The organism is Streptomyces sp. NPDC054961, from assembly GCF_053609145.1.
The window spans coordinates 391,335-416,928 of the sequence record NZ_JBSGWY010000001.1; the positions used below are offsets into that span (position 1 = coordinate 391,335).

General features: G+C 72.0%; 19 protein-coding genes and 2 pseudogenes. 14 read left to right on the forward strand and 7 right to left on the reverse strand.

Annotation, left to right across the window (positions count from 1 at the left end; genetic code table 11):
* Positions 1 to 194 precede the first annotated feature (194 nt).
* A complete protein-coding gene (locus ACWF9Z_RS01665) occupies positions 195 to 920 on the reverse strand; it encodes a dienelactone hydrolase family protein (protein ID WP_453596326.1) in 726 nt (241 codons plus the stop codon).
* A 433-nt stretch (positions 921 to 1,353) separates the two neighbouring features.
* On the opposite strand from ACWF9Z_RS01665, the gene ACWF9Z_RS01670 reads away from it, so the two are divergent.
* The 7 genes and pseudogenes from ACWF9Z_RS01670 to ACWF9Z_RS01700 all read left to right on the forward strand — a co-directional run bounded on the left by ACWF9Z_RS01670 (position 1,354) and on the right by ACWF9Z_RS01700 (position 7,923).
* Positions 1,354 to 2,190 (forward strand): PIG-L family deacetylase, encoded by an 837-nt coding sequence (locus tag ACWF9Z_RS01670; protein WP_453596328.1) that lies wholly within the window; start codon positions 1,354 to 1,356, stop codon positions 2,188 to 2,190.
* 323 nt (positions 2,191 to 2,513) lie between these two features.
* The gene (locus ACWF9Z_RS01675) at positions 2,514 to 2,849 is read left to right on the forward strand and encodes a MerR family transcriptional regulator (RefSeq protein WP_453596330.1); all 336 of its coding nucleotides are present in this window, start codon (positions 2,514 to 2,516) and stop codon (positions 2,847 to 2,849) included.
* A gap of 335 nt (positions 2,850 to 3,184) precedes the next feature.
* Positions 3,185 to 3,388: a cold-shock protein gene (locus tag ACWF9Z_RS01680; RefSeq protein WP_453596332.1), complete on the forward strand. Its 204-nt coding sequence runs from the start codon at positions 3,185 to 3,187 to the stop codon at positions 3,386 to 3,388.
* A 325-nt stretch (positions 3,389 to 3,713) separates the two neighbouring features.
* Positions 3,714 to 5,252: a DEAD/DEAH box helicase gene (locus ACWF9Z_RS01685; protein WP_453596334.1), complete on the forward strand. Its 1,539-nt coding sequence runs from the start codon at positions 3,714 to 3,716 to the stop codon at positions 5,250 to 5,252.
* 118 nt (positions 5,253 to 5,370) lie between these two features.
* Positions 5,371 to 5,508, forward strand: a pseudogene (locus ACWF9Z_RS01690) (CBS domain-containing protein); the annotation flags it as partial.
* A gap of 51 nt (positions 5,509 to 5,559) precedes the next feature.
* The gene (locus ACWF9Z_RS01695) at positions 5,560 to 5,871 is read left to right on the forward strand and encodes an SCO5918 family protein (RefSeq protein ID WP_453596336.1); all 312 of its coding nucleotides are present in this window, start codon (positions 5,560 to 5,562) and stop codon (positions 5,869 to 5,871) included.
* Positions 5,872 to 6,117: 246 nt separating this feature from the next.
* Positions 6,118 to 7,923: pseudogene (locus ACWF9Z_RS01700) on the forward strand (DUF2264 domain-containing protein).
* Positions 7,924 to 7,980: 57 nt separating this feature from the next.
* Here the strand turns inward: ACWF9Z_RS01700 and ACWF9Z_RS01705 are convergent.
* Positions 7,981 to 8,754, reverse strand: coding sequence for a hypothetical protein (locus tag ACWF9Z_RS01705; protein WP_453596338.1), 774 nt, complete (start codon positions 8,752 to 8,754; stop codon positions 7,981 to 7,983).
* Between the two features lie 486 nt (positions 8,755 to 9,240).
* Here ACWF9Z_RS01705 and ACWF9Z_RS01710 point away from each other — a divergent pair, with 486 nt between their 5' ends.
* Complete coding sequence (locus ACWF9Z_RS01710; RefSeq protein ID WP_453596340.1) at positions 9,241 to 9,810, forward strand: helix-turn-helix domain-containing protein; 570 nt, start codon at positions 9,241 to 9,243, stop codon at positions 9,808 to 9,810.
* 112 nt (positions 9,811 to 9,922) lie between these two features.
* Here the strand turns inward: ACWF9Z_RS01710 and ACWF9Z_RS01715 are convergent, their stop codons facing one another.
* The 4 genes from ACWF9Z_RS01715 to ACWF9Z_RS01730 all read right to left on the reverse strand — a co-directional run bounded on the left by ACWF9Z_RS01715 (position 9,923) and on the right by ACWF9Z_RS01730 (position 16,358).
* A complete protein-coding gene (locus ACWF9Z_RS01715; RefSeq protein ID WP_453596341.1) occupies positions 9,923 to 11,647 on the reverse strand; it encodes a glycoside hydrolase family 6 protein in 1,725 nt (574 codons plus the stop codon).
* A 15-nt stretch (positions 11,648 to 11,662) separates the two neighbouring features.
* Complete coding sequence (locus ACWF9Z_RS01720) at positions 11,663 to 13,177, reverse strand: cellulase family glycosylhydrolase (RefSeq protein WP_453596343.1); 1,515 nt, start codon at positions 13,175 to 13,177, stop codon at positions 11,663 to 11,665.
* A 481-nt stretch (positions 13,178 to 13,658) separates the two neighbouring features.
* On the reverse strand, positions 13,659 to 15,335 hold the full coding sequence (locus ACWF9Z_RS01725) for a flavin monoamine oxidase family protein (protein WP_453596345.1): 1,677 nt from the start codon (positions 15,333 to 15,335) through the stop codon (positions 13,659 to 13,661).
* 327 nt (positions 15,336 to 15,662) lie between these two features.
* Positions 15,663 to 16,358, reverse strand: coding sequence for a TetR/AcrR family transcriptional regulator (locus ACWF9Z_RS01730; protein ID WP_453596347.1), 696 nt, complete (start codon positions 16,356 to 16,358; stop codon positions 15,663 to 15,665).
* A 129-nt stretch (positions 16,359 to 16,487) separates the two neighbouring features.
* Between ACWF9Z_RS01730 and ACWF9Z_RS01735 the strand changes: the two genes are divergently transcribed.
* The 6 genes from ACWF9Z_RS01735 to ACWF9Z_RS01760 all read left to right on the forward strand — a co-directional run bounded on the left by ACWF9Z_RS01735 (position 16,488) and on the right by ACWF9Z_RS01760 (position 23,795).
* Positions 16,488 to 18,182 (forward strand): amidohydrolase, encoded by a 1,695-nt coding sequence (locus ACWF9Z_RS01735; RefSeq protein WP_453596349.1) that lies wholly within the window; start codon positions 16,488 to 16,490, stop codon positions 18,180 to 18,182.
* A gap of 223 nt (positions 18,183 to 18,405) precedes the next feature.
* Positions 18,406 to 20,082, forward strand: a complete 1,677-nt coding sequence (locus ACWF9Z_RS01740; protein ID WP_453596351.1) for an ABC transporter substrate-binding protein — start codon at positions 18,406 to 18,408, stop codon at positions 20,080 to 20,082.
* Positions 20,079 to 21,047 carry an ABC transporter permease gene (locus ACWF9Z_RS01745; protein ID WP_453596354.1) on the forward strand — a complete coding sequence of 323 codons (969 nt, stop codon included), beginning with the start codon at positions 20,079 to 20,081 and terminating at the stop codon, positions 21,045 to 21,047. Before ACWF9Z_RS01740 ends, ACWF9Z_RS01745 begins: the two co-directional genes overlap by 4 nt.
* Positions 21,044 to 21,931 (forward strand): ABC transporter permease, encoded by an 888-nt coding sequence (locus ACWF9Z_RS01750; protein ID WP_453596356.1) that lies wholly within the window; start codon positions 21,044 to 21,046, stop codon positions 21,929 to 21,931. Before ACWF9Z_RS01745 ends, ACWF9Z_RS01750 begins: the two co-directional genes overlap by 4 nt.
* Positions 21,931 to 22,905: an ABC transporter ATP-binding protein gene (locus ACWF9Z_RS01755; RefSeq protein WP_453596357.1), complete on the forward strand. Its 975-nt coding sequence runs from the start codon at positions 21,931 to 21,933 to the stop codon at positions 22,903 to 22,905. Before ACWF9Z_RS01750 ends, ACWF9Z_RS01755 begins: the two co-directional genes overlap by 1 nt.
* Positions 22,902 to 23,795 (forward strand): ATP-binding cassette domain-containing protein, encoded by an 894-nt coding sequence (locus ACWF9Z_RS01760; protein ID WP_453596359.1) that lies wholly within the window; start codon positions 22,902 to 22,904, stop codon positions 23,793 to 23,795. The genes ACWF9Z_RS01755 and ACWF9Z_RS01760 overlap by 4 nt, the downstream gene beginning before the upstream one ends.
* Positions 23,796 to 23,849: 54 nt before the next feature.
* Here ACWF9Z_RS01760 and ACWF9Z_RS01765 read toward each other — a convergent pair whose 3' ends face one another.
* Positions 23,850 to 25,481: a D-alanyl-D-alanine carboxypeptidase/D-alanyl-D-alanine-endopeptidase gene (locus tag ACWF9Z_RS01765; protein WP_453596360.1), complete on the reverse strand. Its 1,632-nt coding sequence runs from the start codon at positions 25,479 to 25,481 to the stop codon at positions 23,850 to 23,852.
* Positions 25,482 to 25,594 lie beyond the last annotated feature (113 nt).

Consider the following 25,594-nt stretch of genomic DNA (forward strand, 5'->3'; position numbering starts at 1 on the left):
GGGGGGGCGGCGGCGCCCGCCCGCGGGGGCGGGGGGGGGGGGGGGCGGGGGCCCCCGGGGGGGCGGGCGGCCCCCCCCCCCCGCGGCGGGGAGCCGCGGAGGGCCGGGACCCGTCCTCGACGAGCGGCATCCCGGCCGGCGCCGCCTACCGGCCGGCGCCGCCTACCGGCCGCGGCCGGCCCGGCGGCCCGGTCTCACTTCAGGTGCCGGTCCAGGAACCGGCACCCGTCCTCGAGCTCGAACCACGGGGTGCCCGTGTGCCCGCCCAGATTGGCGTGCAGCGTCTTCTCCTTGCTGCCGAAGGCGTCGAACAGGTCCAGGGCCCGTTGCCGGGGGTTCCCCTCGTCGTCCCACTGCAGCAGGAACAGCAGCGGAATGGTGACCTGCCGGGCCTCCTCGCGTTGGGCGCGGGGCACGTAGCCCCCGGCGAAGAAGCCGGCGGCCGCGATGCGCGGCTCGACCGCCGCGAGGCGGATGCCGAGGGCGGTCCATCCCCCCGAGTACCCGACGGGGCCGCCGATCCCGGGCAGCTCGAGGAGGGCGTCCAGGGTGGTCCGCCATTCCGGGACCGCGTTTTCGACCAGCGGGCCGATGAGGGACTCGAAGATCTCGTCGACCGGCTCGCCGGCCCGCATCGCCCGGCGCAGTTCGGCCCGAGCCTGCTCGTCGGCGGCCGAACGGGGCCGGTCGCCGCACCCGGCGGCGTCGATGGTGGCCACCGCGTAACCGCGCGCCGCGGTGTACCGGGCGCGGGCCACCAGCCGGGGGTCCGCCTTGGGCAGGCCGTTGTTGTGGGACATCAGGACCAGCGGGACCGGTCCGCCGGATTCGGGCGTCCACAGGGTGCCGGGGATCTCGCCGAGGGTGAATTCGCGTGCGAGGACGCCGTCGTCGAGGCGCTGCTCGGAAGTGACGTGCATGGTCGTGCCTTTCGGGAGTGCTCAGAGCGGCGCTCCCGGACGACCTATCGTCCGACCGTGACCCCGGAGGGGAGCACCCATGTCGATACTGCGTTCACGGGTACCACCTCCTCGTTCTCTCGCACGGCCGTCGGAAACGTAGCAGGGGCCACCGCGGTCCGCCAAGCAGGTTTGCGCGCGGACGGCCGAGACTCCTCCGCGCCGCGGTACGGGCCATCGGCCTCGCCCTCCGGCGGGATCCCCGGACGGCCGAGCGGCCGCGTCGGGAACAAGCCGGTCCGTCGGCACCGTTGCATCGACCGAGGGGCCGATGCCGCACGGGCGGGGAACACGGGGACCGCGAGGCCGTGCGCCCCGCCCGGATCCGGGTTCGCCGGCCGCGGTAGCCCGTCGCACGCTTGACCACGACGTATGTCCGCAGGAGGACTGTTTCATGACTGACCGGCCTTTGACGCTCATGGCAGTGCACGCCCACCCCGACGACGAGGCCACCGGAACCGGAGGGGTCCTCGCCCGGTACGCGGCGGAAGGCATCCGCACGGTTCTCGTGACGTGTACCGACGGCGGTTGCGGTGACGGACCCGGGGGAGTCAAGCCGGGCGATCCCGGACACGACCCGGCGGCCATCGCCGTGATGCGCCGTCAAGAACTCGAGGCCAGCCGTCACGTCCTGAAGATCAGCGATCTGGAGACGCTGGACTACGCCGACTCCGGGATGATGGGCTGGCCGAGCAACGACGCCCCCGGATCCTTCTGGCGGACCCCCGTGGAAGAGGGCGCCGCCCGCCTCGCGGAACTCATGCGGCACTACCGGCCCGATGTGGTCGTCACCTACGACGAGAACGGCTTCTACGGCCACCCCGACCACATCCAGGCCCACCGCATCACCATGGCGGCGCTGGAGATGACCGAGCTGACCCCGAAGGTGTACTGGACGACGATGCCCCGCTCGGGGATGCAGAAGTTCGGCGAGATCATGCGCGAGCTGCACGACGGGGACATGCCGGAGCCGGATCCGGCCGAGGCCGCCGCGCTGGCCGAGATCGGCCTCCCCGACGACGAGATCACCACCTGGGTGGACACCCTCGCCTTCAGCGGCCAGAAGTTCGACGCGCTGGCCGCGCACGCCAGTCAGGGCGAGAACATCTTCTTCCTCAAGATGGGCAAGGAGAGGTTCGGCGAGCTGATGGGCACGGAGACCTTCGTACGCGTCAAGGACGCCACCGGCGCTGCCACGCCCGAGGACGACCTCTTCGCCGGACTGCGCTGACCCGCCCCGGGCGGGCTTCGCACCGGCAGCCCGCCTCACGGCGTCCGCCGCCTCGCGCCGATCCGCCGGCGGCCACGGTCGGCGCGGTGGTCGGCGCGGGGGCCGGGCCCCGGACGTCGCTCCTGATCAGGTGCCCCGGCCCGGCGAACGACACACCGGTCCGGCACCGCACGAGCGAGCGCCGTGCCGGGCGCACCGGACCCGCCGTCCGGCTCGTGCCCCGTTCCGGGCACCCCTTTCGAGGGGGATTGCCTCACTTCCGGGGTCTCGGATATCTGTGGTGGCCAGGGGAGACATTCACCTGTGGTGGTACGGTCTATGTAATGACAGCAGGTAACTCGTTCGACCGTCTCGATGACGACGACTACCCCGCCTACACCATGGGCCGGGCCGCCGCGATGCTCGGCACCACCCAGGGTTTCCTCCGCGCCCTCGGTGAAGCGCGCCTCATCACCCCGCTGCGCTCCGAGGGCGGCCACCGCCGCTACTCCCGCTACCAGTTGCGCATCGCCGCACGAGCGCGCGAGCTCGTCGACCAGGGCACCCCCATCGAGGCCGCCTGCCGCATCATCATCCTCGAGGACCAGCTCGAAGAGGCCCAGCGCCTCAACGCCGAATACCGGCGGGCCGCCGGAGCCTCCGGGCCGTCCGAGGCCTGAGTCGGGGGGCACCCGCGGGTGCTGCCTGAAAAGCTGCGCTCCGGGTGGATCAATATCTGTGACCGCGAAGTGAGGGTTTAACGGGCCGCGCGGGCAGGGTTCTTACCCTCTCAATGAGAGTGGAATTATCTATCGGACGGTGGCCGTTCCGACGTGCTACTGTCGATCTCAGTTGCAGTTGTGGTTCCCAAAACTTCAAGAGCTTTCACCGGTTGTTTTTCCGCAGGTGAAAAGCGCTTTTGTATTTCCGGACATCTCCGGGCGGGGCATCATCGCGGCGACCCGGGATCCGTACATCGCGGACCTCGGCGTACTGCCCCAAAAGGAGATAAAACATGGCATCTGGCACCGTGAAGTGGTTCAACGCCGCCAAGGGCTTCGGCTTCATCGAGCAGGACGGTGGCGGCGCTGACGTCTTCGCCCACTTCTCGAACATCGCCGCCCAGGGCTTCCGCGAGCTGCAGGAAGGCCAGAAGGTCACCTTCGAGATCGCGCAGGGCCAGAAGGGCCCGACGGCCGAGAACATCGTTCCGGCCTGACGCTGACGCGGCATTGCGTAGCTGGGGCCCGCATCCCTCGGGGTGCGGGACCCAGCTACGGGCATTTTTCGTATCGGGTTTCGCCCGCGCGACGACCGTCGCCCGCGAAGCCCCTCCGGGGACGCAGAGCTCTTCGTGGCCGCCCTCCGGACAGGTTGCGGGTTTCACATCCGCAGGACATCCCTGATGTTGCCGCTTGCACCCGAACCGGGTTGTGCAGGCTGGATTCACTTTCGCATTCTATTCGGCCCGTTCTCGTGATTACCCGCGCTGCTCTTTCGCTGCGGGAATTCCTTGATACGTGCCGTATCAAGGAAGGTTCTGAATGAACCCCACACGTAGGAACGAACGCTCTTCCCGCAGCCGCACCGGCGCCCCCGCCTACGGCGGCTCCGGCTCCGGCGGCGGTTCGAGCCGGGGCAGCCGATTCGGTTCGTCCGCCCCGAGCCGCTCCGGTGGCCCCAGCCGCTCCGGTGGCCCGAGCCGCTCGGGCGGCGGGTACGGCCGTCGGCCGGCCGCGGTCCAGGGTGAGTTCGCCCTGCCGAAGACGATCACTCCCGCGCTGCCCGCGGTCGAGGCGTTCGCCGACCTCGACATGCCCGAGCAGCTGCTGGCCGCGCTGACGGCGCAGGGCGTAACCGTCCCCTTCCCGATCCAGGGCGCGACGCTGCCCAACACCCTCGCGGGCCGTGACGCGCTCGGCCGCGGCCGCACCGGTTCCGGCAAGACCCTGGCTTTCGGCCTGGCCCTGCTGGCCCGTACCGCCGGACAGCGCGCGGAGCCGCGTCAGCCGCTGGCCCTGGTCCTGGTGCCGACGCGCGAGCTCGCGCAGCAGGTGACCGACGCTCTCACCCCGTACGCCCGCTCGCTCAGGCTGCGTCTGACCACGGTCGTCGGCGGCATGTCGATCGGCCGCCAGGCCAGCGCGCTGCGCAACGGCGCGGAGGTCGTCGTCGCGACGCCGGGGCGGCTGAAGGACCTCATCGACCGGGGTGACTGCCGGCTGAACCAGGTCGGCATCACCGTTCTCGACGAGGCCGACCAGATGGCGGACATGGGCTTCATGCCCCAGGTCACCGCCCTGCTCGACCAGGTGCGCCCGGAGGGCCAGCGGATGCTGTTCTCCGCCACCCTGGACCGCAACGTCGACCTCCTGGTCCGCCGCTACCTCACCGACCCGGTCGTCCACTCCGTGGACCCGTCCGCGGGCGCGGTCACCACGATGGAACACCACGTCCTGCACGTCCACGGCGCCGACAAGCAGCGCACGACCACGGAGATCGCCGCCCGCGACGGCCGCGTGATCATGTTCCTGGACACCAAGCACGCCGTCGACCGGCTGACGCAGGACCTCCTCGACAACGGCGTCCGCGCCGCCGCACTGCACGGCGGGAAGTCCCAGCCGCAGCGCACCCGGACCCTGACGCAGTTCAAGACCGGACACGTCACCGTGCTCGTCGCCACGAACGTCGCCGCGCGCGGCATCCACGTCGACAACCTCGACCTCGTCGTCAACGTGGACCCGCCGACCGACCACAAGGACTACCTCCACCGCGGCGGCCGCACCGCCCGCGCCGGCGAGTCCGGCAGCGTCGTCACCCTGGTGACGCCCCACCAGCGCCGCGACATGACCCGCCTCATGGCGGCCGCCGGCATCGTGCCCCAGACCACCCAGGTCCGCGCCGGCGACGAGGCACTGCACCGCATCACCGGCGCCCAGGCCCCCTCCGGCGTCCCCGTCACCATCACCGCCCCCGCCTCCGAGCGCCCCAAGCGCAGCGCCTCCTCCCGCGGCCGCCGCAGCCCCGCCTCGGCCGCCCGGCGCGTGAACGCGCGGCAGTCCGGCTCCAACGCGGCGGCCTGACGCCGTCACCGGGTAACCGACCCATCTCCGCAGGAGGTACGTGGTGACGCTGACGCGGATGCGGTTCCGCTCGGCGCGTGCCCGTCCTGCGGAGCGGACGGTCGCCGACGTCATGGGGGGCGACCGCGGTCCGGTCGCCCCGTCGGTGACGACGGTGGCCGAGGCCGAGCACGCCATGCGCTGCCGCGGGCTCGACGCCCTGCCCGTCGTCGATGAACAAGGCAGCGCTCTGGGCGTCCTCGTCCTTGCCCGCTGAGCCGCTCCACCGCGGCGGATCCGTCCCTCCTCCTTCTCCCTGTGAGGCATCATGCGCGTCGTCATCGCTCGTTTCCCGTTCGACCTGACCAAGAACGGCGTCCTGGAATCGATGAAGGGCATCAAGCCCGAGGAAGTCACCGGCGAGTCGGTGATCATCGGCCGCCGCGTCTACCCCGTCAAGCAGGTCGGCCAGGTCGTCACCCGCCAGGACCGCCGTGATTTCAGCGCCGCCGAAGTCGTCCGGGCCATGTCCCAGCTCGGCTTCACCTGCCGCGGACTCCCCGAGCCCGCCGCGCCCGCGCCCGCCCTCAGCCCGTTGCAGCAGGCGTCCGCGATGCTCGGCGTTTCCGTGACCGTCTGACCGAGGTCGCGGCGCGAGCCGCCGCCCGGACACCCCCGAAGGCCCGACCGGCACGCCGGCCGGGCCTTCGGCACGCGCGCGCCCGGTCCGGAGCGGCGGATCCGGCGCCGCGGACGCGGGCCGGACGACGGCACGAGAACACGCGGACGGTGTCCGAGGACCTCCTCGGCGCCGTCCCGGCACAGCCGCCGACCGCACCCGGCCGGGGCCTGTTGACCGGAGGTGGCCACTCGGCCACCTCCACCCATGGTCCCTCCCGGACTCCCCGAGCTCGCCGGACTTCCCGGACTTCCCCGCGAGGAACGCCAGTTGAGCCCGTACACCGGATACACCCGGGCGCATGGGGAGGCGGTCGCCGACGGACTGCTGCGTGCGGCCCGGCGGTGGGCCACCCCGCACGGTGCCCGGCTCGACCTGCCGGGAAGGCCTTCCGCCTCGGGGGTGCGCTCGGACGGGCTCGAGGGGTACGCGCGCACCTTCCTCGCCGCCGCGTTCCGCGTCGCGGGCGCCGGTGGCGAGGACCCGCACGGCTGGCTCGAGCGGTACGCCGACGGACTGGCGGCGGGGACCCGGACGCCGGGCCGCGACGACGCCGAATCCTGGCCGGTCATCCGTGACGTGCACGTACGGACACGGCCAGCCGATGGTCGAGTCGGCCTCCGTGGCCCTCGGGCTGCGGCTGACCCGCCCCTGGCTCTGGGACCGCCTCGACAGCGCGGTACAGGACCGGGCCGAGGAGTGGCTGCGGGGCGCGCTGCGTCACACGCCCGCCCCCAACAACTGGTACCTCTTCCCCTTCACCGTGGCCGGGTTCCTGGAATCCGTGGGCCGGGGGGACGCGCGGACGGCCCGGGTCCGCCGCCACGCGATGGACCTCCTGGAGGGCTGGTACTGGTACACCGACGGCGACGGCCGGGCCTTCGACCACTACAACGGCTGGGCGCTGCACCTGTATCCGGCGCTCGACGCACACCTCACGGACCCCGTCGGCGCGGCGCCCCCGCACGGCGACCGGCTGCGCGCGCACCTGGAGGGCTTCTCCCTGCTCTTCGGCGCCGACGGAGCGCCGGTCCACTTCGGACGCTCCCTGACCTACCGCTTCGCCGCGGCGTCCGCCGTCGGACTCGGCGCGGTCACCGGCCACACCCCGCTCACCCCCGGAACGTCACGGCGGATCCTGAGCGGAGCACTGCGCTACTTCCTCGACCGGGGCGCCGTGGGTGGCGACGGGCTGCTCAGCCTCGGCTGGCACGGTCCGCACGCGCCGACCTTGCAGGCCTACTAGGGGCCGGCCTCGCCCTACTGGGCGTCCAAGGCCTTCGTCTGCCTGCTCGCCCCGCGGACGCATCCCCTGTGGACCGCGACGGAGGAGGCCGCGCCCAGCGAGGGCCCCGGCCAGGTGCGCGCCCTGGCCGGACCGGGCCTGCTCGTGCGGAGCACCCGCGCCGACGGGATCGTACGACTGGACCACCACGGAAGTGACCACGTCCGGCCGGACGCGGCGGAAGCGGCCGTGGACGCCGACCCCCTCTACGGCCGTCTGGCCTACTCGACCCGCACCGGTCCCACCGCGCGCGGCAACACCCCGGACCACCACCTCGCCGTGGTGGTGGCCGGCAACCGCAGCGTCCGGCGGCGCATCCACCCCCTGGGGGCCGGACACGGAGACGGCTGGGGCTGGGCGGCTTCCTGGCATCGGCCGGTGTTCGCGGGCGGAAAGAGACCGGCTGGGCCACCGGCCCGGAGGAACCCCTCGTGTCGGCACTGCACCCGCTGCACGGCTGGGGCGCCCAGGAGGAGACCCGGGCGCCCGCGGGCACCGCATTCACTCGGTGGGCCCGCGTGCCACGGCTCACGGCCCAGGCGCGGGGCACCGGCCCGTACGCGGCCCTGGCCGTGCTGACCGGCGATCCTGATCCGGCCCCGCCGGCCCTGGCGGTCACCGAGGTGACGGTGGACGACGGGTCCGTCGAGGTGCGCTGGGCGGACGACGGATCGCACACCCGCATCACCTTCGGAACCCTCCGCGTCGAGCATCTGTGCGAAGGGTGAGTTCCGTACGGACCGCCGGGCCCGATACCTCCCGGGGGACCACCCCCCGGATACCGCCTAGACCTTCACGGCCGGCTTCTCGACCGTGACGTCCGCGGCCGCGGCCCCGGTCGTGGCCCCGGTCGTGACGGGTGCCGGGACATCGGCGGGGGCGGTGGCGGTGTACATCACCGAGCCCTGCTTGTGCTCCTTCTCGACGCTGCCCTTCTTGGTGAGGGCCTCGAGGGCGTTGCGCACGACCTGCGTGGAGGCCGGGCGGGCGGGGTGGGCCTGGGCCAGTGCCGTGGTGATCTCGTTGACCAGGCGGGGTTCGGCGGCGCCGACCAGCAGGGCCAGGATGAGTTCGCGGAGCGGCGGTTCGGTCTTGGCGGCAGCCGCGGGGGTGGCCTTCTTGGCCGTCGCGGTGGCGGCCTTGCGCGGTGCAGGCTTGGCCTTCACCGTCTGTGCCTTGACCTCGGTGACGGGCGCGGGCGTGGTGCCCGCGGCCTTCTTGTCCGGCGCCGCCTTCTTGGCGCGCGAGGTCCCGACGGCCGCCCTCTTCGCCTGACGGGGCTTGGGAACGGCTCCGGGAGTGGCGCCGGGGACGGCCAGGGGTGCGGTAGCGGGCGCCGCGGCGGCGGACGGGGTCACGCTCTCCTCCGCCTTCGGTGCCAGTGTGCCCTGCATGCCGCTGAGCCAACTCTCGTCCGACTTCAGCTGCTTCAGGCGTGCCTCGAGCTCCGCGATCTGTACGGTGAGGCTCTCCTGCTCCTTGCGGTTGACATCGAGATCAGCGGCGAACCGTTGCGCGTACAGGCTGTGGATGGGTGTGGTGTCCGACTCGTCGGCCATGGTTGCTCACTCTCTTCGTACCGTGCGGTGTTGCTGCCGGATGGTACTCACCATCAGGCGGTGATAGTTCCCGTCCGGCGGGATCCGTACCCCTCGGTTCACCGTGAACCACGGCAACCGGCGGGCGGGAGGGGCGATGCCGCCTTCGATCCGGCCCCTGCCGCGCTCGTCCGGGGACACCGGCACACCGGGGTGCGCGGGGCTACGCGCCGCCGGGAGCGTGCAGTTGACGGGTCCGTTTCCCGTGCGCCTCGCCGGTGTGCGCTCGACTCGGCTGTGCGCTCCGGGGTTTCGAGATCTCGCGGAGCGCAGAGGAACCGTGCCGGCGTCCGCGCGGGGGTGGACGGGTGACCGGTGACGGGCGACGGCCGCGGTAGAAGGGGGGTGAGGGGTGAGGGGTGAGGGGTGAGGGGTGAGGGGTGAGGGGCGAGGGTGCACGCTCACGACGATCGACGCCTCTTGCTGGAAGTGCATATCATATTGCTTATGACGCAAGAGAAGGACGAGCTGGACAGCCTGGTGCGCAAACGGATCCGGGCCCTGCGGATGGCGCAGGGCTGGTCCCTGGAGGAGCTCGCCTCCCGTGCCCAGGTCAGCCAGTCCACGCTCAGCCGCATCGAGAACGGCCAGCGCCGCCTGGCCCTGGACCAGCTGGTCACCCTGGCCCGGGCCCTGGACACCTCCCTGGACCAGCTTGTCGAGACCGCCACCGAGGACGTCATCACGAGCCCGACGATCGACGCGGCGCACGGGCGCATGCGCTGGCCCGTACGGTGGGACCCCGGGATGAGCGTCGTGCGTCAGCGGCTGACGAACCCGCCGCCCGACAACCCGGCCCGCATGCGTGCCCATCCGGGCCGCGAATGGCTCGTCGTCCTGTCCGGAACCGCGGTCCTGCTGCTGGGCAACCGACGGATGCGGGTGGAGACGAACCAGGCGGCGGAGTTCCCCACGATGCTGCCGCACGCCATCGGGGCCGAGGGCGGCCCCTGCGAGATCCTCGGCATCTTCGACCGCGACGCCCGCCGCGGTCACCAGCGCGGCGACGACGACTGAGCCGGCCGCGGCCCGTACCGGCGGCCGGGGGCGCGGCACGGAGTCGTACGGAATCCAGGGGTTCCGTACGGCTCCGGCCGACGTGCGGGGCCGCCGGCTCACCGGCGGTGGGTCACAGTGCCGGGTGGGCGTTCTTCATGAGTTCCTGGAACTGGGCGGAGAACCATTGTCCTGAGAGGGGTGCGTCGGGGAGGGACCCGGACATGCTGTTGCCGTTGCGGGCGTTGCCGGTGTACGTGGGGTCGCACATGCGGTCGAAGCCCTTGCCCTCGTTGTTGGGGATTTCCTTGCTGGCGCCGTCGGATTCGCCCGGGGGCTTGATCCAGACGTAGGCGTCGATGCCGGCGGCGGGGGCTGCTTGGGGTCGTTCGCCGAGGCCGGCGCCGGCCTGGTTGCACCAGTTGCCGAGGTGGATGCGGCGGTCGTAGCGGCCGCCGTTGACGTAGGTGTCCACGGTGGTCCGGGGGCCGGGGGCGGTGGGACGGGTGGTGCCGCCCCAGCCGTTGCGGGAGGTGTCGATGAGCATGCCGATGTGGGAGTCGAAGCCGAGGGCGATGAGTTTGGTCCGCATGCCTTGGGCGTAGGTGAGTTCGTCGGTGTAGCGGTTCCAGTCGACCCACTTGGACTGGCGTACGGAGGTGCCGTTGACGGTGTCGTCGATGGTGAAGTGGTCCTCCTTCAGGGCGCTGTAGTTGGCGGTGTTGACGATGAAGCCGTGGACTTTGGCGAGGGTGGAGCCTTCGGCGGTGGCGGCTTGCCTGAACATTTCGGCGGAGGCGCCGAGGTTGTCGTCCCAGCCGAGCCAGCCGTGGTGGCCGGCGTCGACGTAGTTGTAGACGTTGGGGATGGCGCCGAGTTTGTTCAGGGCGTAGCCGACGCCCTTGATGTAGTTGCCGTTGGTCTTCATGACGTCGCAGTTGGGGGTGGCGGTGGGGCGTCCGGAGACGTTGGTGACGAGGTTGGGCAGGGAGTCGATCTCGACGGTGGTGACGATGCGCAGTGCCGCGTAGGCGGGGTCGGCGAGGATGGCGGCGATGGGGTCGATGTACTGGGTTCTGTACCTGTCGATCTCGGTGGGGCCGAGCTCTCCGTTGGAGGCCAGTGCGGCGCAGTCGCGGCCGGGGAGGTTGTAGATGACGAGCTGGACGACGAGTTCGCCGTTGCCCTTTTGCGCCAGGGCGGCGTCCAGGTGGGCGCGCAGGCCCATGGAGGTGGTCGAGCCGGTGATGGCGGCGGTGCGGTCGAGCCAGACGCCGGTGGGCTGGTTGGCTATCCGGCTGCCGCCCGGCTCGGCGGCCGCCTTGGCGGACCATTCGGGGTTGACGTACACCTTGGCGCCGGCATAGGGGTTGTCGGCCTTGCCGCCGGTGGGGGGCGGGGTGGTCGGCGGGGTGGTGGGGGGTGTGGTGGGGTCGGTGGGGTTGTTGCAGGTGACGCCGTTGAGCTTGAAGGTGGCGGGGACGGTGTTCGTGCCGGTGTGTGAGCCGTTGAAGCCGAAGGACGTGGAGGCGCCCGTGGTCAGGTTGCCGTTGTAGGACAGGTTCTTGGCGGTGACCGCGGCTGCGGACTGGGTGAGGGCGCTGTTCCAGCCCTGGGTGATCTGCTGGCCGTTCGCGTAGGACCACTCGAGGGTCCAGGAGGTGAGGGGGTCGCCGGTGTTGGTGACGGTGACGTTGGCGCCGAAGCCGTTGTTCCACTGGTTGGTGATCTGGTAGTCGACCTTGCAGCCGGCGGCGGCGGCGCCGGCGCTCGTACCGAACACGGTGGCGGTGGCGCCGGCGGCGGTGACGAGGCTGAGGGCCGCCAGCAGGGCGGTATGGGGGATGGTGCGGCTCATGTCGGGGGGTGCCTTTCAGTTCAGGGCGCGCAGGCGGTCGCGCAGCCCGAGGCCGAATGCGGTGGGTGTGCCGTCGTACGAGGTGATCAGGGACGGTCCCGAGGAGCAGTTCCAGGTGTTCCAGGTCCAGCCGAGATACGAGAGGGCGCGCGCGTCGGACCACGCCATGACGCGGTCGATGAACGCGTGTCCGCAGGTGTTCTCGCCGATCTCGCCCGCGACCAGCGGGACCCTGGCCGCGACCGGGGCGAGGGTGGAGTCCCAACACGACTCGTTGGAACAGGTGTTGAAGTTGTAGACGTGCCAGGCCGCGGCCAGATCGCCCGTCGGGTCGGTGGGGGAGTGGGTGAGCCACTGGCTCAGGTCGTTGGAGTACGCGATGCCCGGGACGAGCAGGAGATTGCGGGCCCCGGTGGCGCGGACGGCGTCCACCAGGTCCTGCATGCCGGCGACCTCGTAGCCGATGCCCGGACAGGTGCCGCCGTCGCGCCAGCAGGTCCACGCCTGTGCGGGGGAGGAAGCCGCCCGGTCCGGATACGGCTCGTTGAACAGGTCGAAGGTGATCCGCCGGTCGTTCTTGAAGGTGTTCGCCACCGAGGTCCAGAACGCCGGCGCGTACCGGGCGTCCGGCATCGGCTTCTGGCAGGAGGCGTGGACGTCGGCGCACCCGGAGGAGTTGCCGGTGTACTGGCCGTAGGTCCAGTGCAGTTCGACGACCGGGGTCATGCCGTGCGCGAGCACCCGGTCGACCAGCCCCTTGACGGCGTCGACGTACCGCGCGCCCCGGTACTCGGGCGTGATGTTGTCCAGGCCGAGCCAGCATTCCTCGTTGAGCGGGATGCGGACCGTGTTGGCCTTCCAGTCGGCGATGGCGCGCACCGCGGCGTCGTCGACGGGACCGTCGAAGATGCCGTTGCCCTGGACGCACATGAACTCGGCGCCGGAGCGGTTGACGCCCAGGAGGCGGCGGGTGGCGCCGTTCTGGTCGGTGAGGCGGTTGCCGGTGACGCTCAACTCGGGTGCGCCGGACACGGGGTCGGGGGGATCGGTCGGGTCCGTGGGCGTGGGTGTGGGGGTGGGTGTGGGTGTGGGCGTCGGGTCCGGTCCCGGGTCCGTGGCGCAAGGGGTTCCGTTGAGCGTGAAGGCGCTGGGCGCCGTGTTGGCGCCCGACCACGAGGCGATGAAACCGGTCGTCGCGCTCGCTCCGGTGTCCAGCGCGGCGTTCCAGCTCTCGTTCGCGGCCACGACGGCCGGTCCGGTCTGGGACCACTTGGCGCCCCAGCCCTGGCTCACGGTCTGGGCCGCCGGGAAGGTGAAGCCGAGGCTCCAGCCGTTCAGCGCGGAAGCGTGGTTGGTGACGGTCACCGCGCCCTGGAATCCGCCGGCCCACTGGCCGACGACCGCGTACTTCACCGTGCACAGGGGTGCGGCCGCGGCTCCTGGGGCCGTACCCATGACGGCGAACGCGCAGCTCGCCGTGACGAGCGCTGCCCCTGTGAGCAGCGCGAAGGGACGTGGGGGATGTCGCATGAGCGAGTCCTCGCAGCGAGGGCGCGCCCTGACGGCGCGCCGACTGACGGAATCGCTCCCACTGGTTGGGGCCAGACCGTAGCGGCAACTGGCGCCAAGCAAAAGAGGAGTTGAGGAAATTGGCCGCAGGAAGCCTTCGACTCTTCGCGCGTCTTGACGCCGCTGCGTCCCGTCTGCACAGTGGGAGCGCTCCCACTGGTTCGGAGCTTGTGCTCAGCGCCCTTCGCACGCCCCGTTTCCCCAGCCGAGCAGTCGAGAGGAGAACGTACGCATGCCGGCGCGCCCGACGTCCGGACGGGTGCAGGGCCGCCGGCCGCGCCCGCCCTGCACCCGCACCCCGTACCGCACCCCCGCACCCCGTACCCGCACGCCCCGTACGCATCCCGTACACGCACCCCCTGCGCACGCACCCCCTGCGCACGCACGAGCACCTCGGCGGGTGGCCCCGCCGAGGTGCTCGGATGGTGTGCGCGGGCGCGGATCAGATCTGGCAGGAGATCTCGTTCGCGACGCGCTCGCCGGAGGAGACCGCCGCGTTCAGCGTGGAGTCGTTCATGTCGGTGTGCTCGCCCGCGAAGTGGATCCGGCCTTCCTGGAGTCCTTCGCACCCGGCGATCGAGGTGTACTGGCCGGTCTTGTAGTACTGGTAGGCGCCCCGCTGCCACGGAGCGCGCGACCAGTGGTCCTCGTACGCCCTGCCGGTGAACGCGGCGCGGGTGCCCGGGAACACGTGCTCGACCTGGGAGAGGAACCAGTCGACGTCCGCGGCGGGCGCCGGGCCGTGCGCGGCGCCGGTGAGCGTGTCCCGGGCGGTGTTCCCGCCCGGGAATCCGGCGAGGAGCGCGGGTGACCCGGTGGGTCCGAGCGCGACCGAGCCGTCCCAGGCGGTCTGGTAGCCGGCCGGGTCGGTGTTGCTGATGCCGTTGTAGCCGAGCCGCGGCCAGGTCTTGGCGGAGAGCTCGGTGACGATCTTCGCGTTCTGGCCCATCCCCTGCTGCCGGATGGCGGTCAGCTTGCGCGGGGAGAGGCCCGCCCCGGAGAGGTCGACGTCGCGCAGGGTGCTGAAGGGCAGCGCCAGCACCACGTGATCGGCCGGTACCGAGACCGTGCTGCCGCCGTGGTCGAAGACGCAGGTGTACGAGCCGTCGCCGCCGCGGCGCAGGGCGACGAGCTCGTGCCCGAGCCGGACCGAACCGGCCGGGAGCTGCTGCGTCATCCCGGTGACCAGTTGGTCGTTGCCGCCAACGAGGTGGTACTTCTCGTCGAAGCCGCCGCCCGCGAACACGGACGAGCCCCCGAAGAAGCTGATCATCGCGAGGGCGGAGGTCTCGCCGGGTTCGCCGCCCGACTGGAGCTGGAGGGAACGGATCAGCCGGCCGAGCCGGGAGCCGGGGGCGAGCCCGATCTCGTCGAGGTAGTCGAGGCAGGACAGGTGGTCCAGCCGGTACGCCTCCGGGGTGTAGCCGTCGAAGCGGGCGGTGCCGGCTGCCGCGTAGGAGGCGCTGAACGCGTCGTAGGCGGCGGCGATCCAGTCGTCCTGCTGCACGGTGCCGGGGTAGGAGGCGCCGTCGATCCAGGCGGCGAAGTCACCGGAGTTCAGTGCGCCGCCGTTCGCGAGCTCCCGGTGCAGGCCGAGATCACGGGCCAGGGCGAGGATCGCGGTGTCGGTGGAGCTGATGAAGGAGCCGCCGTGTTCGTGGACCGCACCGCCCGAGAAGAACCCGCGCAAGGACCAGCAGCGGCCGCCGACGCGGGTGGCGTCCGCCTCGTACACCGTCGTGGCGACCGGATTTCCCCGGGCCCACAGGCTGTGCGCGCACCGCAGGCCCGCGAGTCCGGCGCCGACGATCACGATGCGCGGGGCGGCGGCGCCGGTGGCCGCCGACGCGTCGCGCGGAAACAGCAGGCCGCCGGGCAGTGCCCCGGCGAGGGCCATCGCGCCGGCCGCGCCGAGCAGCTGGCGACGGCTCGGCGTGCGGGCGGGGGAGCTCTGTTCGTCGGCGCGGCGGGCACGTGCGCGGCGGGTGATCTCGAGGCCCTCGCCGCCGACTTCGGCGACGGGCACGCCGCGGCGGCGGGCTTCGGCGTGTACGGAGAAGGCGAGGCGCAGCGGGTCGGGGATGCCGGCGCGGTTGGCCGACTGGTGCGCATGGGGCATGGAATCCCTCTTTCGAAATCCTGCGGATGGCATGGACTCGGGCTGAGGGGGAGTGAACCGCTGGCGCAACGTCGTTGTCAACGGTGTTGCGCCAGCTTCCGCGGACGAGGGCGCACGGGCGGTCGGGCCGGCGCGGGCAGAAGCGCGGGGAGAGACGCGGGCGCGTGGAGGGATCCGGGCACGCGGCGGGGGGAAGGCGTGCCGAGGGATCCGGGCGCGCGGCGGGGCGCGGGTGCGCGGCGCGGGGAGGGTGCGTGGAGGGGTGAGGGTGCGTGGAGGGGGGAGGGTGCCGACCGGGAGCGCCGGTCGGCGTGACCGCGGCGAGGCCTACGCCCCGCGCAGCGCCTCGACCCGGGTCTCGATGGCGGTGATCAGCGCTTCGACCCGCGCCTCGAAGATCTGCTCGTCCGTCACCTCGGCGAGTTCGCCGCTCAGTCGGGTGATGTTGGGGAATCCTTCCGGATCGACGAGGCGGTACTCGCGGTTCCAGGAGGATTCGTCGGCGGCCCGCACGTCCGGGTCGAACAGCAGGTAGGCGGCGCGCTGGCCGACGTAGGCGAGCAGGGAGTCGCCGACCATCCGGTAGTGGACGGCCGCCTCCGTTCCTTCGAGCCCCGCTTCCGTCACGGCGCCCAGGATGAGTTCGACGACCCGGAACTCGTTGCTCCTGCGGGTGGTCCGGCTGGCCATGGTCGAGCCGACCACCGGATATCTGAGCGCGACCTCGAGGGATCCGTCGGCGAGTGCCCGCAGCCGGTCCTTCCAGTCGAGGCCTTCGGGGATGCGGTCGAGCACTTCGCCGAGCGTGCGGTCCGCGACGGAGAGCAGCAGCTCGTCCTTGTCGCGGAAGTGGCGGTAGATCGCGGTCGGATCGGCGCCGAGTTCCTCGCCGAGACGTCGGACGGTGAAGGCGTCCTCGCTGCCGCGAGCGGCGATGCGCAGGCTCGCCTCGATGATCGCGTCGGGTGTGAGCTGGCTGCCCGCGCGCTTGGACCGGGTGGGAGTGTCGGTTGGCTTCGGCATGGTGCGGCCAGTGTATCGATTTGGAACAGAGGGAGCGCAACACCGTTGACAACATTGTTGCGCTCCCGTTCACTCCTCCTCAACAAACAAGCCGTGCGGGCATGCCCCGCCGAGCCGGAGGATGCGTCGATGGGCAACACAGGGCAGCGGGCCGCGCAGCGAGCCGACCTCGTCTTCGTCGGAGGGCGGGTCTTCACCGGGACCGCACCCGCTCCGATCGACGCCGCCGTGGCCGTCGCCGGCGGCCGGATCATCGCCGTCGGCGACGCGGGCACCGTGCGCTCCCTCGCGGACGCCGACACCGAGGTCGTCGACCTCGCCGGCGGGCTCCTCGTCCCCGGGTTCCAGGACGCCCACGTCCACCCGGCGGTCGCCGGCGTCCAGATGCTCAGCTGCGACCTGAGCGAGGAGCGCTCCATCGACGGCTACCTGGCGGTGGTCGCCGCGTTCGCCGAGAAGCACCCCGATGCCGCCTGGATCCGCGGCGGCGGCTGGTCGATGGACATCTTCCCCGGAGGCACGCCGACGCGCGCCATGCTCGACGCGGTGGTCCCGGACCGGCCCGTCATGCTCACCAACCGGGACGGCCACGGAGCCTGGGTCAACACCCTGGCGCTCCAGCTCGCGGGGGTCGACCGCACCACCCCCGACCCGGCCGACGGCCGGATCGAGCGCGAGGAGGACGGCGGCCCGGCCGGCACCCTCCAGGAGGGCGCCATGGACCTGGTGGCGCGTCACGTCCCCATCGCGACCCCGGACGAGGCCCACGCCGGACTGCTCGCCGCCCAGGAGCACCTGTTCTCCCTCGGCGTCACCAGCTGGCAGGACGCCATGATCGGGGCCTTCCCCGGCAACCCCGACAACTACGGCGTCTACCTGCGCGCCGCGCGCGAGGGCTCCCTGCGCGCACGCGTCGTCGGTGCCCTGTGGTGGGACCGCGAGCGCGGACTGGAGCAGATACCCGATCTGGAGGAGCGCCGCCGTACCGGCCGGGTCGGCCGCTTCAACGCGACCAGCGTGAAGATCATGCAGGACGGCATCGCCGAGAACTTCACGGCCGGCCTGCTGGAGCCCTACCTCGACGGCTGCGGCTGCGCCACCGGCAACTCCGGGCTGAGCTTCATCGACCCGGAGGTGCTCACCGAGGCGGTGTCCCGGCTCGACCGTTCGGGCTTCCAGCTCCACTTCCACGCCCTCGGCGACCGGGCCGTGCGCGAGGTCCTCGACGCCCTCGCCGAGGCCCGCGAGGCCAACGGGGCCAACGACAACCGCCACCACCTCGCACACCTCCAGATCGTCCACCCCGACGACATCGGGCGCTTCGCGGCCCTGGACGCCGCCGCCAACATCCAGGCGCTGTGGGCCGCCCACGAGCCGCAGATGGACGAGCTCACGATCCCCTTCCTGGGACCGGAGCGAGCCCGGCTCCAGTACCCGTTCGGCGACCTCCAGCGCGCCGGGACCCGACTCGTCGCGGGCAGCGACTGGTCGGTGAGCAGCCCCAACCCGCTGTGGGGCATCCACGTGGCCGTCAACCGCTCCGTACCCGACGAGGCCCCCAACTCGCCCGGGACGTTCGAACCGGCGGCGCCGTTCTTCCCGGAGCAGGCCCTGACCCTGTCCGAGGCCCTCACCGCCTACACCGCCGGCAGCGCCTGGGTGAACCACCTCGACGACGTCACCGGCACCGTCGAGGAGGGCAAGTACGCGGACCTCGTGGTCCTGGACCGCGACCCCTTCGTACACCCGGCCATGGAGATCGCCGAAACCCGCGTGCTCCGCACGTACATCGACGGCGAGCTCGTCTTCGCCGCCACCGACTGAGCCGCCCCGCGGGCCGCGCGGCGACCGGCCGAGCAGTCACCAGCCGAGCAGTCACCAGCCGAGCAGTCACCAGCCGCGCGGCCACCGGTCGAGCGGTCACCAGCCGCGCGGTCACCGGCCGAGCAGGTACCGGCCGAGCCCACCGGCCATGAAGTCACCGGCCGGCCCGCCACCGGCCGGGCGTCACCCACCCCACCGAGCTCACCCCTCAGGGAGCCAGACGATGTCATCAGCCCGATCGGGATCCCCACTGCACCGGAGCGTCCGCGGTCGCATCCGCCACACCGCGGCGGCCGTCCTCGCCGCGGCCGCCGTGCTCGTCACGAGCGCGTGCAGCGGCAGCGCGCACCCCTCCAAGGACCGGGCGACCGCCTACCGGCTCACGGACAAGACGCCCGCCGCCACCGCGAACGTGGACTCCTTCACCTGGTCCGTCTACGCGGAGCCGACCACCATCGACTACGCCTACTCCTTCGACTTCCCGCCCAACCAGATCCTCGCCAACGTCTGCGAGAGCCTGCTGCGCTGGAACCCCGACCTGACGACCTCGCCCAACCTCGCGGCCTCGTACGCCAACCCCACGCCCACCACCTGGGTCTACCAGATCCGCCCCGGCGTGACCTTCCACGACGGGACGCCGCTCACCGCGGACGACGTGGTCGCCTCGCTGCGCCGCAACCTCGACCCCGAGACGGCCAGCGTCTGGGCCAACCAGTACAAGAACGTGCGGTCCATCGACAAGAGCGGCCCGATGGAAGTCACCGTCACCCTGACGAAGCCCGACTCCACCTTCAACCAGTACCTGGCCGCCGGCCCGGGCACCGTGGAGTCCGCCGCCACCCTGGCCAAGTCCGGCAAGGACTACGGCAATCCGCAGACGGGCGTGAACTGCACCGGCCCGTTCTCGTTCGGGTCCTGGACCTCGGGCCAGTCGCTCACGCTCAAGCGGTTCGACGGGTACTGGAACCAGGAGCTGAAGGCCAAGTCCGGCGAGGTCAAGTTCGTCTTCCTCGCCGACGCCACCACCCGCGTCAACGCCTTCCAGAGCGGCGAGGTCGACGGCGGCTGGATGGTCCCGTCGAACGCCTACGCCCAACTGGGCTCCAGCCAGGCCGGAAAGCTCTACTTCGGCCGCAACACCACCGTCGCCGACGAGGTGGTCAGCAACCTCAAGGGCCCCCTCGGCGACCCCCGCGTCCGCCAGGCCCTCCTCATGGCCATCGACCGCGAGGGCATCGTCAAGGCCGGCGCCGGCGGGGTCGGAGAGGTCTCCGACTCGCTCGTCGCCGACAGCCTCTGGACCGGCGCGCCCTCCGCGGCCCGCGACGCGCTCCAGAAGGAACTGCCGAAGTACCCGTACGACCCGGCCAAGGCCAAGGCGCTCGCCGCCGAGGCCGGAGTGAACGGCCAGAAGATCGTGATCGCGACCAGCCCGCTGGACTCCCAGACGACCATCATCACCCAGGCCGTCGCCCAGGCCGCCACCGCCATCGGACTGAAGCCGCAGATCGACTCCCTCTCCGCCGAGAAGTACACGACCCTCTTCACCGACCCGGCGGCCCGTGAGGGCATCGACCTCTTCCTGACCTTCTGGTACACCTCCATCACCGACCCGCTGGACATGTTCGCCTCCCTGGAGACCGGCGCGTTCAGCAACTACGGCAACTGGTCCGACCCGGCCTTCGACGCGGCCGTCGACCGGGCCGTCGGAGCCTACGACCCCGCCGAGCACGCGGCCGCCAACGCCGAGGCCCAGAAGATAGCCTCGCGCGAACTGCCCTGGCTGCCCCTGTACACCCAGCCCGTGAGCGTCTTCCTCGGCAAGAAGATCACCGGCGTCCAGCCCTCCATCGCCTACCTCTACTACCCGTGGGCGGCCGAGATCGGAGCCAACGGATGACGGCCGCGGTGGCCCGCGCCGGACGGGTGCTGCGCCGCCTGGCCGGCATGGCGGCGACCCTGCTCGCCACCTCCTTCCTCGTCTTCTCCTCGCTCTTCCTGGCGCCCGGGGACCCGGCCGCGTTCCTGATCAAGGGACGCAGCCCCAGCCCGGAGGACCTCGCCGCGCTGCGCAGCCAGTACGGCTTCGACGAACCGTTCCTCGTCCGGTACTGGAACTGGCTCGAAGGGGTGCTGCACGGCGACTTCGGCCGCTCCTACCTCTTCCACCAGGACGTCTCCTCGGTCATCTGGTCGCGCCTGCCCTCGTCGCTGCTGCTGATCGGCGTGTCCGGCCTGATGATCGCGGTGTTCGGCATCGGCTCCGGCATCATCGGCGCGCTGCGCCGTGGCAGCCGCACCGACCGTTCGCTGATGCTGCTCGTGACGGTGGGCGCGGCCGCGCCCGCCTTCGTCGCCGCCCTGCTGCTGAGGTCGGTGTTCGGGGTGCAACTGGGCTGGTTCCCGACGATCGGCAACGGCGTGGACGCCCTGGACCGGCTGCACCACGTGATCCTCCCGGCGGTGGCCCTGTCCGTCACCTTCACGGCCCTGGTGACCCGCGTGACCCGCTCGGCCATGCTCGACGAGCTGCGCCGCGAGCACGTCGAGGTCGCCCTGAGCCGCGGCACACCGCGCCGCACCGTCATCCGGCGCCACGTCCTGCGCAACGCGCTCGGACCGATCGTCACCGTCTCCGGGCTCCTGGTGTCCGGAATGCTGGTCAGCACCGCGATCGTGGAGACCGCCTTCGGGATGTCCGGCGTGGGCTCCCTGCTGGTGCAGTCCGTGGACCAGCTGGACTTCCAGGTCGTCCAGGCCATCGTGCTGCTGGTGGTCGCCGCGTTCGTCGTCGTCAACGCCCTCGTGGACCTCGTCCACCCGCTGATAGATCCGCGCATGGCGGCCGCCGGGAGCGCCCGATGAGCACACGTTCCGAAGCGGGCGCCCCGGCCCGCACCCCGCGCGTCCGGCCCGACCGGTTCGCCCGCCTGCGCCACCTCGGCGGCGGTCCGCTCCAGCGGACCTCGCTCGCGCTCCTCGTCCTGTTCGTGCTGGTCGCCCTGCTCGGACCCTGGATCACCCCGCAGGACCCGACCTTCGGCCGGCTCGGCGACACCCTGCTCGGGCCGGGCGCCGACCACTGGCTGGGGACCGACCAGGGCGGCCACGACACCTTCTCCGCGCTCGTCGCCGGCACCCGTACCAGCCTCGCCGGCCCGCTCGCCGTCGTCCTGTTCTCCACCCTCCTCGGCACCGCCGTCGGCCTGTTCACCGCCTGGCGCGGCGGCTGGATCGACACGGCCGTCGGCCGCTTCCTCGACGTCCTGTTCGCCTTCCCCGCCCTGCTGCTGGCGATCCTCGCGGTCGCCCTCTTCGGCAAGGGGATGACGGCTCCGGTCCTGGCCATGGCGGTCGCCTACATGCCGTACACCGCACGCCTCGTCCGGGGACTGGCCGTTCAGGAGAAGACCCGCCCCTACGTCGCCGCCTACCAGGTGCAGGGCCACTCCGCCCTCTACGTCACCGTCCGCAGGATGCTGCCCAACATCGCCCCGACCCTGCTCGCCCAGTCGACGGTGAACTTCGGCTACGCCCTGCTCGACCTCGCCGCCCTGTCGTTCCTCGGACTCGGCGTACAGCCCCCCACCCCCGACTGGGGCGCCATGATCAACCAGGGACAGGCCGCCGTGCTCCAGGGGCAGCCGATGTCCGCGATCGCGCCCGCCGTGGCGGTCGTCCTGGTCGTCGTCGCCTTCAACATCGTCGGGGAAGACCTCGGCGACCGGCTCGCCGGGAGGGACTCCTGATGACACTGCTCGCCTACGACGCCCTGCGCGTCACCCTTCCCGGCATGGCCCGCCCCGTCCTCGACGGAGTCGGCCTCACCGTCGCCGCCGGCGAGGTCGTCGCCCTCGTCGGGGAATCCGGCTCAGGCAAGTCCGTGACCGCCCGCGCCGCCCTCGGCCTGTTCCCGCAGGGCGCCGAGATCGGCGGCCGGGTCCTCGTCGACGGGACCGACCTGGTCGGTGCCGACGCCGCGAGCCTGCGCGAGGTACGGACGAACAAAGCGGCGATGATCTACCAGGACCCCCGCGCCGCCATCAACCCGGTACGCCGGGTCGGGGACTTCCTCACCGAACCGCTGCGCCTCGTCCACGGCTGGACCAAGGCGCGCGCGCACGTCCGGGCCGCCGAACTGCTCGAGGCGGTCGGCCTGCCCGACCCGGTGCGGCACCTGGAACAGTTCCCGCACGAGCTCTCCGGCGGCATGCTCCAGCGCGTGGTCATCGCCGCGGCGCTCACCGCCGAACCCCGGCTGCTGCTCTGCGACGAACCGACCACCGCCCTCGACGTCAGCACCCAGGCCGAGATCCTGGCCATCCTGGGCCGGCTGCAACGCGAACGGGGCCTCGGCCTCCTCCTCATCACCCACGACATCGAACTCGCGGCCTCCGTCAGCGACCGGATCTACGTCATGTACGCGGGCCGGATCGTCGAGACCGCGCCCGTGGCGGAGCTCTTCGCCTCGCCCCGGCACCCCTACACCGCGGGCCTGCTCGGCTCCTCGCCGCCGCTCACCGGCCCCCTCGCCCGCCTCACCCCCATCCCCGGCGCCCCGATGGGACTCCTGGAGTCCGCGCCCGGCTGCGCCTTCGCCCCGCGCTGCCGCTTCGCCGAACCGGGCCGCTGCGACCGCTCCGTACCGGAGTTGCGCGCGCACGGGCCGGCCGAGGTCGCCTGCCACCTCGCTGCCGAACTCACCCGGAAGGACGTCAGTTGACCCGCGAGACGAGTACGGACGGACGGACGACGGACGTGGACGGGGCCGCCCCGGAACTCCTGCTCAGGGTGTCCGGCCTGCGCAAGACCTACCGGACCGGAGGGACCGAGGTCGTCGCGGTCGACGACCTGTCCTTCTCCCTGCGGGCGGGCGGCGCGCTCGGCATCGTGGGGGAGTCCGGCTCCGGCAAGACCACCACCGCCCGCATGCTGATCGGTCTCGAACGCCCCGACGCGGGCGAGATCCTCGTACGGGGCGAGCCGCTGGCCGCGTCCGTACGGGGGCGGGCGGCCCGCCTGGCACGGGCCAAGGCGGTACAGATCGTCTTCCAGGACCCCTACCTCTCCCTGGACGCCAGGCTGAGCATCGGGGCGACGATCGACGGCGTGCTCCGGCTGCACGGCATGTCCGACCGTGCGGCCCGGGCCGCACGGGTCACCGAGCTCCTCGCCCTGGTCGGGCTCGGCGACCGGGAGGCAGCCGCGCTGCCCCGCCGCCTCTCGGGAGGCCAGCGCCAACGCGCCGCGATCGCGCGGGCGCTGGCGGTCGAACCGGCCGTCCTGGTGCTGGACGAGGCGGTGTCCGCCCTGGACGTGTCCGTGCAGGCGCAGGTGCTCAACCTGCTCTCCGACATCCGGCGCGACACCGGCATCGGCCTGGTCTTCGTCAGCCACGACCTGGCCGTCGTCCGGTACGTGTGCGACGAGGCGCTCGTCATGTACCGGGGCCGGACGATGGAACACCGCCCGGTGTCCGAGCTCCTCGCCGACCCCCACCACCCGTACACGCGGCTGCTGCTGGCATCCGTACCCCGTCCGGGCTGGGACCCCGACTCGATCAGCCGCCGGCGCCGCGAGCTGGACCCGCTGAGCGTGACCGGGACGGTGTGACGGCGGACTGACCCGGCCCGGGTCTCACCGGTCCGGGTCTCACTGGTCCGGGTCTCACCGGTCCGGGCGGGCGGCCGCCTCCTGGAGGTACGCGGCGATCATGGCCAGGTCGTTGGCGATGTTCTTCACGCCGTTCACGTCCAGGGTCGGAGTGGAGGCGCCGTTGACTCCGGCGTAGAAGACGTCGAAGTGGCCGTCGCCCTTGTCCAGGTAGCCGGCGATCGTGATGGCCCCGACGGCCAGGCGGTCGTTGAGCGCGTCCAGCCCCACGGCGGCGCCCGTCTTGGCGAACACCTTGCCGCGCGCCGGGCAGGCGCGGCAGTTGTCGGCCAGCAGGCCGTCGACCCCGAGGATCGGCAGCGACTCCCGGAACTGCTCGGCCTGCGGGGTGCGCGTCCAATGGGTCAGCATCTGCACCTCGGACTGCGGGGTGGCCCGGTCGGCGGGGTTGCCGCCCCGCCCGTCCAGGAGCTGCACCTGCTTGCGGTCGACGTCCGCCCGGTCCAGGTACGCGGACAGGACCGGGAACCCGTCCATGCAGGCCTTGCTGCCCGTCGTGACCGCCATCAGGCAGATGCCGAGATTGGCGCCCAGGTTGTGGCTGACCTTGAGGATGAGCTCGGCGTACTCGGAGTAGGGCGGCGAGTCGTACGAGGCCACGCGGGGCCGGCCCGTGTACGTGGCGGGCAGCCGGCCGGCCGGATTGGGCCCCGTCGGAGCCGCCGTGACCTCCACCCCGGCCCGTTTCAGCGCCTCGATCAGCGCGGTGCGGCCGAAGGCCGCCGGGTCGGTGATGCCGGAGACGCGCAGCAGCGGGGCCGCGCCCGCGGCGATCGTGCCGGACAGTGCGATCCGGGTGCCGTCGGGGGAGGCCGTCACCTGGATGTCGGTGGGCTTCCCGGCCGCCACGGTCTTCACCGTCGAGGTGACGCGGTACGGGGCGACCTTCGGGCGCCAGTCCAGCCGTGCCGCCGCGCCGGCCCGGTCGCCGGGGCTGGTCATCAGGTCGATGAGGTTGTCGTTGATGATCAGCGGGGTCGGCGTGGGCACCAGGACCGGGTCCGGCCGGAACAGACGGCTGTCCACGATCACGTCCCCCTCGACGCGGGTGATGCCGGTGCGCCGTACCTGCTGCGCGATCAGGTCGATCCCGGCGAGCGGGTTCTCCGGGGTGAGGGTGGCGCCGGGGAAGTCGTTGGCGTACGTGTGGTCGAGGTCGGTGAAGGCGACCGTGCCGTTGGGGCGGGTCCTGCCCCCCATGGTGAGGTCGCCCTGGGCGACCAGGTCGAGGTCGCCTTTCAGCGTGCTCCCGCTGCGCTCGCCGACGGCGTAGACCGGGGTCTTGAAGCGGTGGTCCCCGCCGAGGACGTCCCAGGGCCCGGACACGCTGAACAGCTTGGCGGTCGACCCGGGGATGAAGAACTGCTCGGGGAACTGGCTGTGGACCACCTTCCCGCTGTCCGGGTCGGTCTGGAGCAAGCCCCACTGGGCGTTCTGGTACTCCGGCTTCCGCATGATCTCGATGATCCGGGGGTCGAGACCGTCCGTACCGTCCTCGGCCGGTGAGCGGCCCGAACCGGCCGCCGTGCCCGGTACCAGGGCCAGGAGCAACAGCGCGCAGCATCCGCCGACGATGCGGCGACGCCAGGATCCGGAGGATCCTCCGGACCGCTCTCCTCGTTCCACGGCACGCCCCGTTCGTCTCATGAGGGGTACTCCGCCAGCCTGACACGGCCGGATGGGACCCGCACGTTGCCTGGACCGGCCCCCACGCCCGCTCGTGGGTCCCGTCCGTGGTG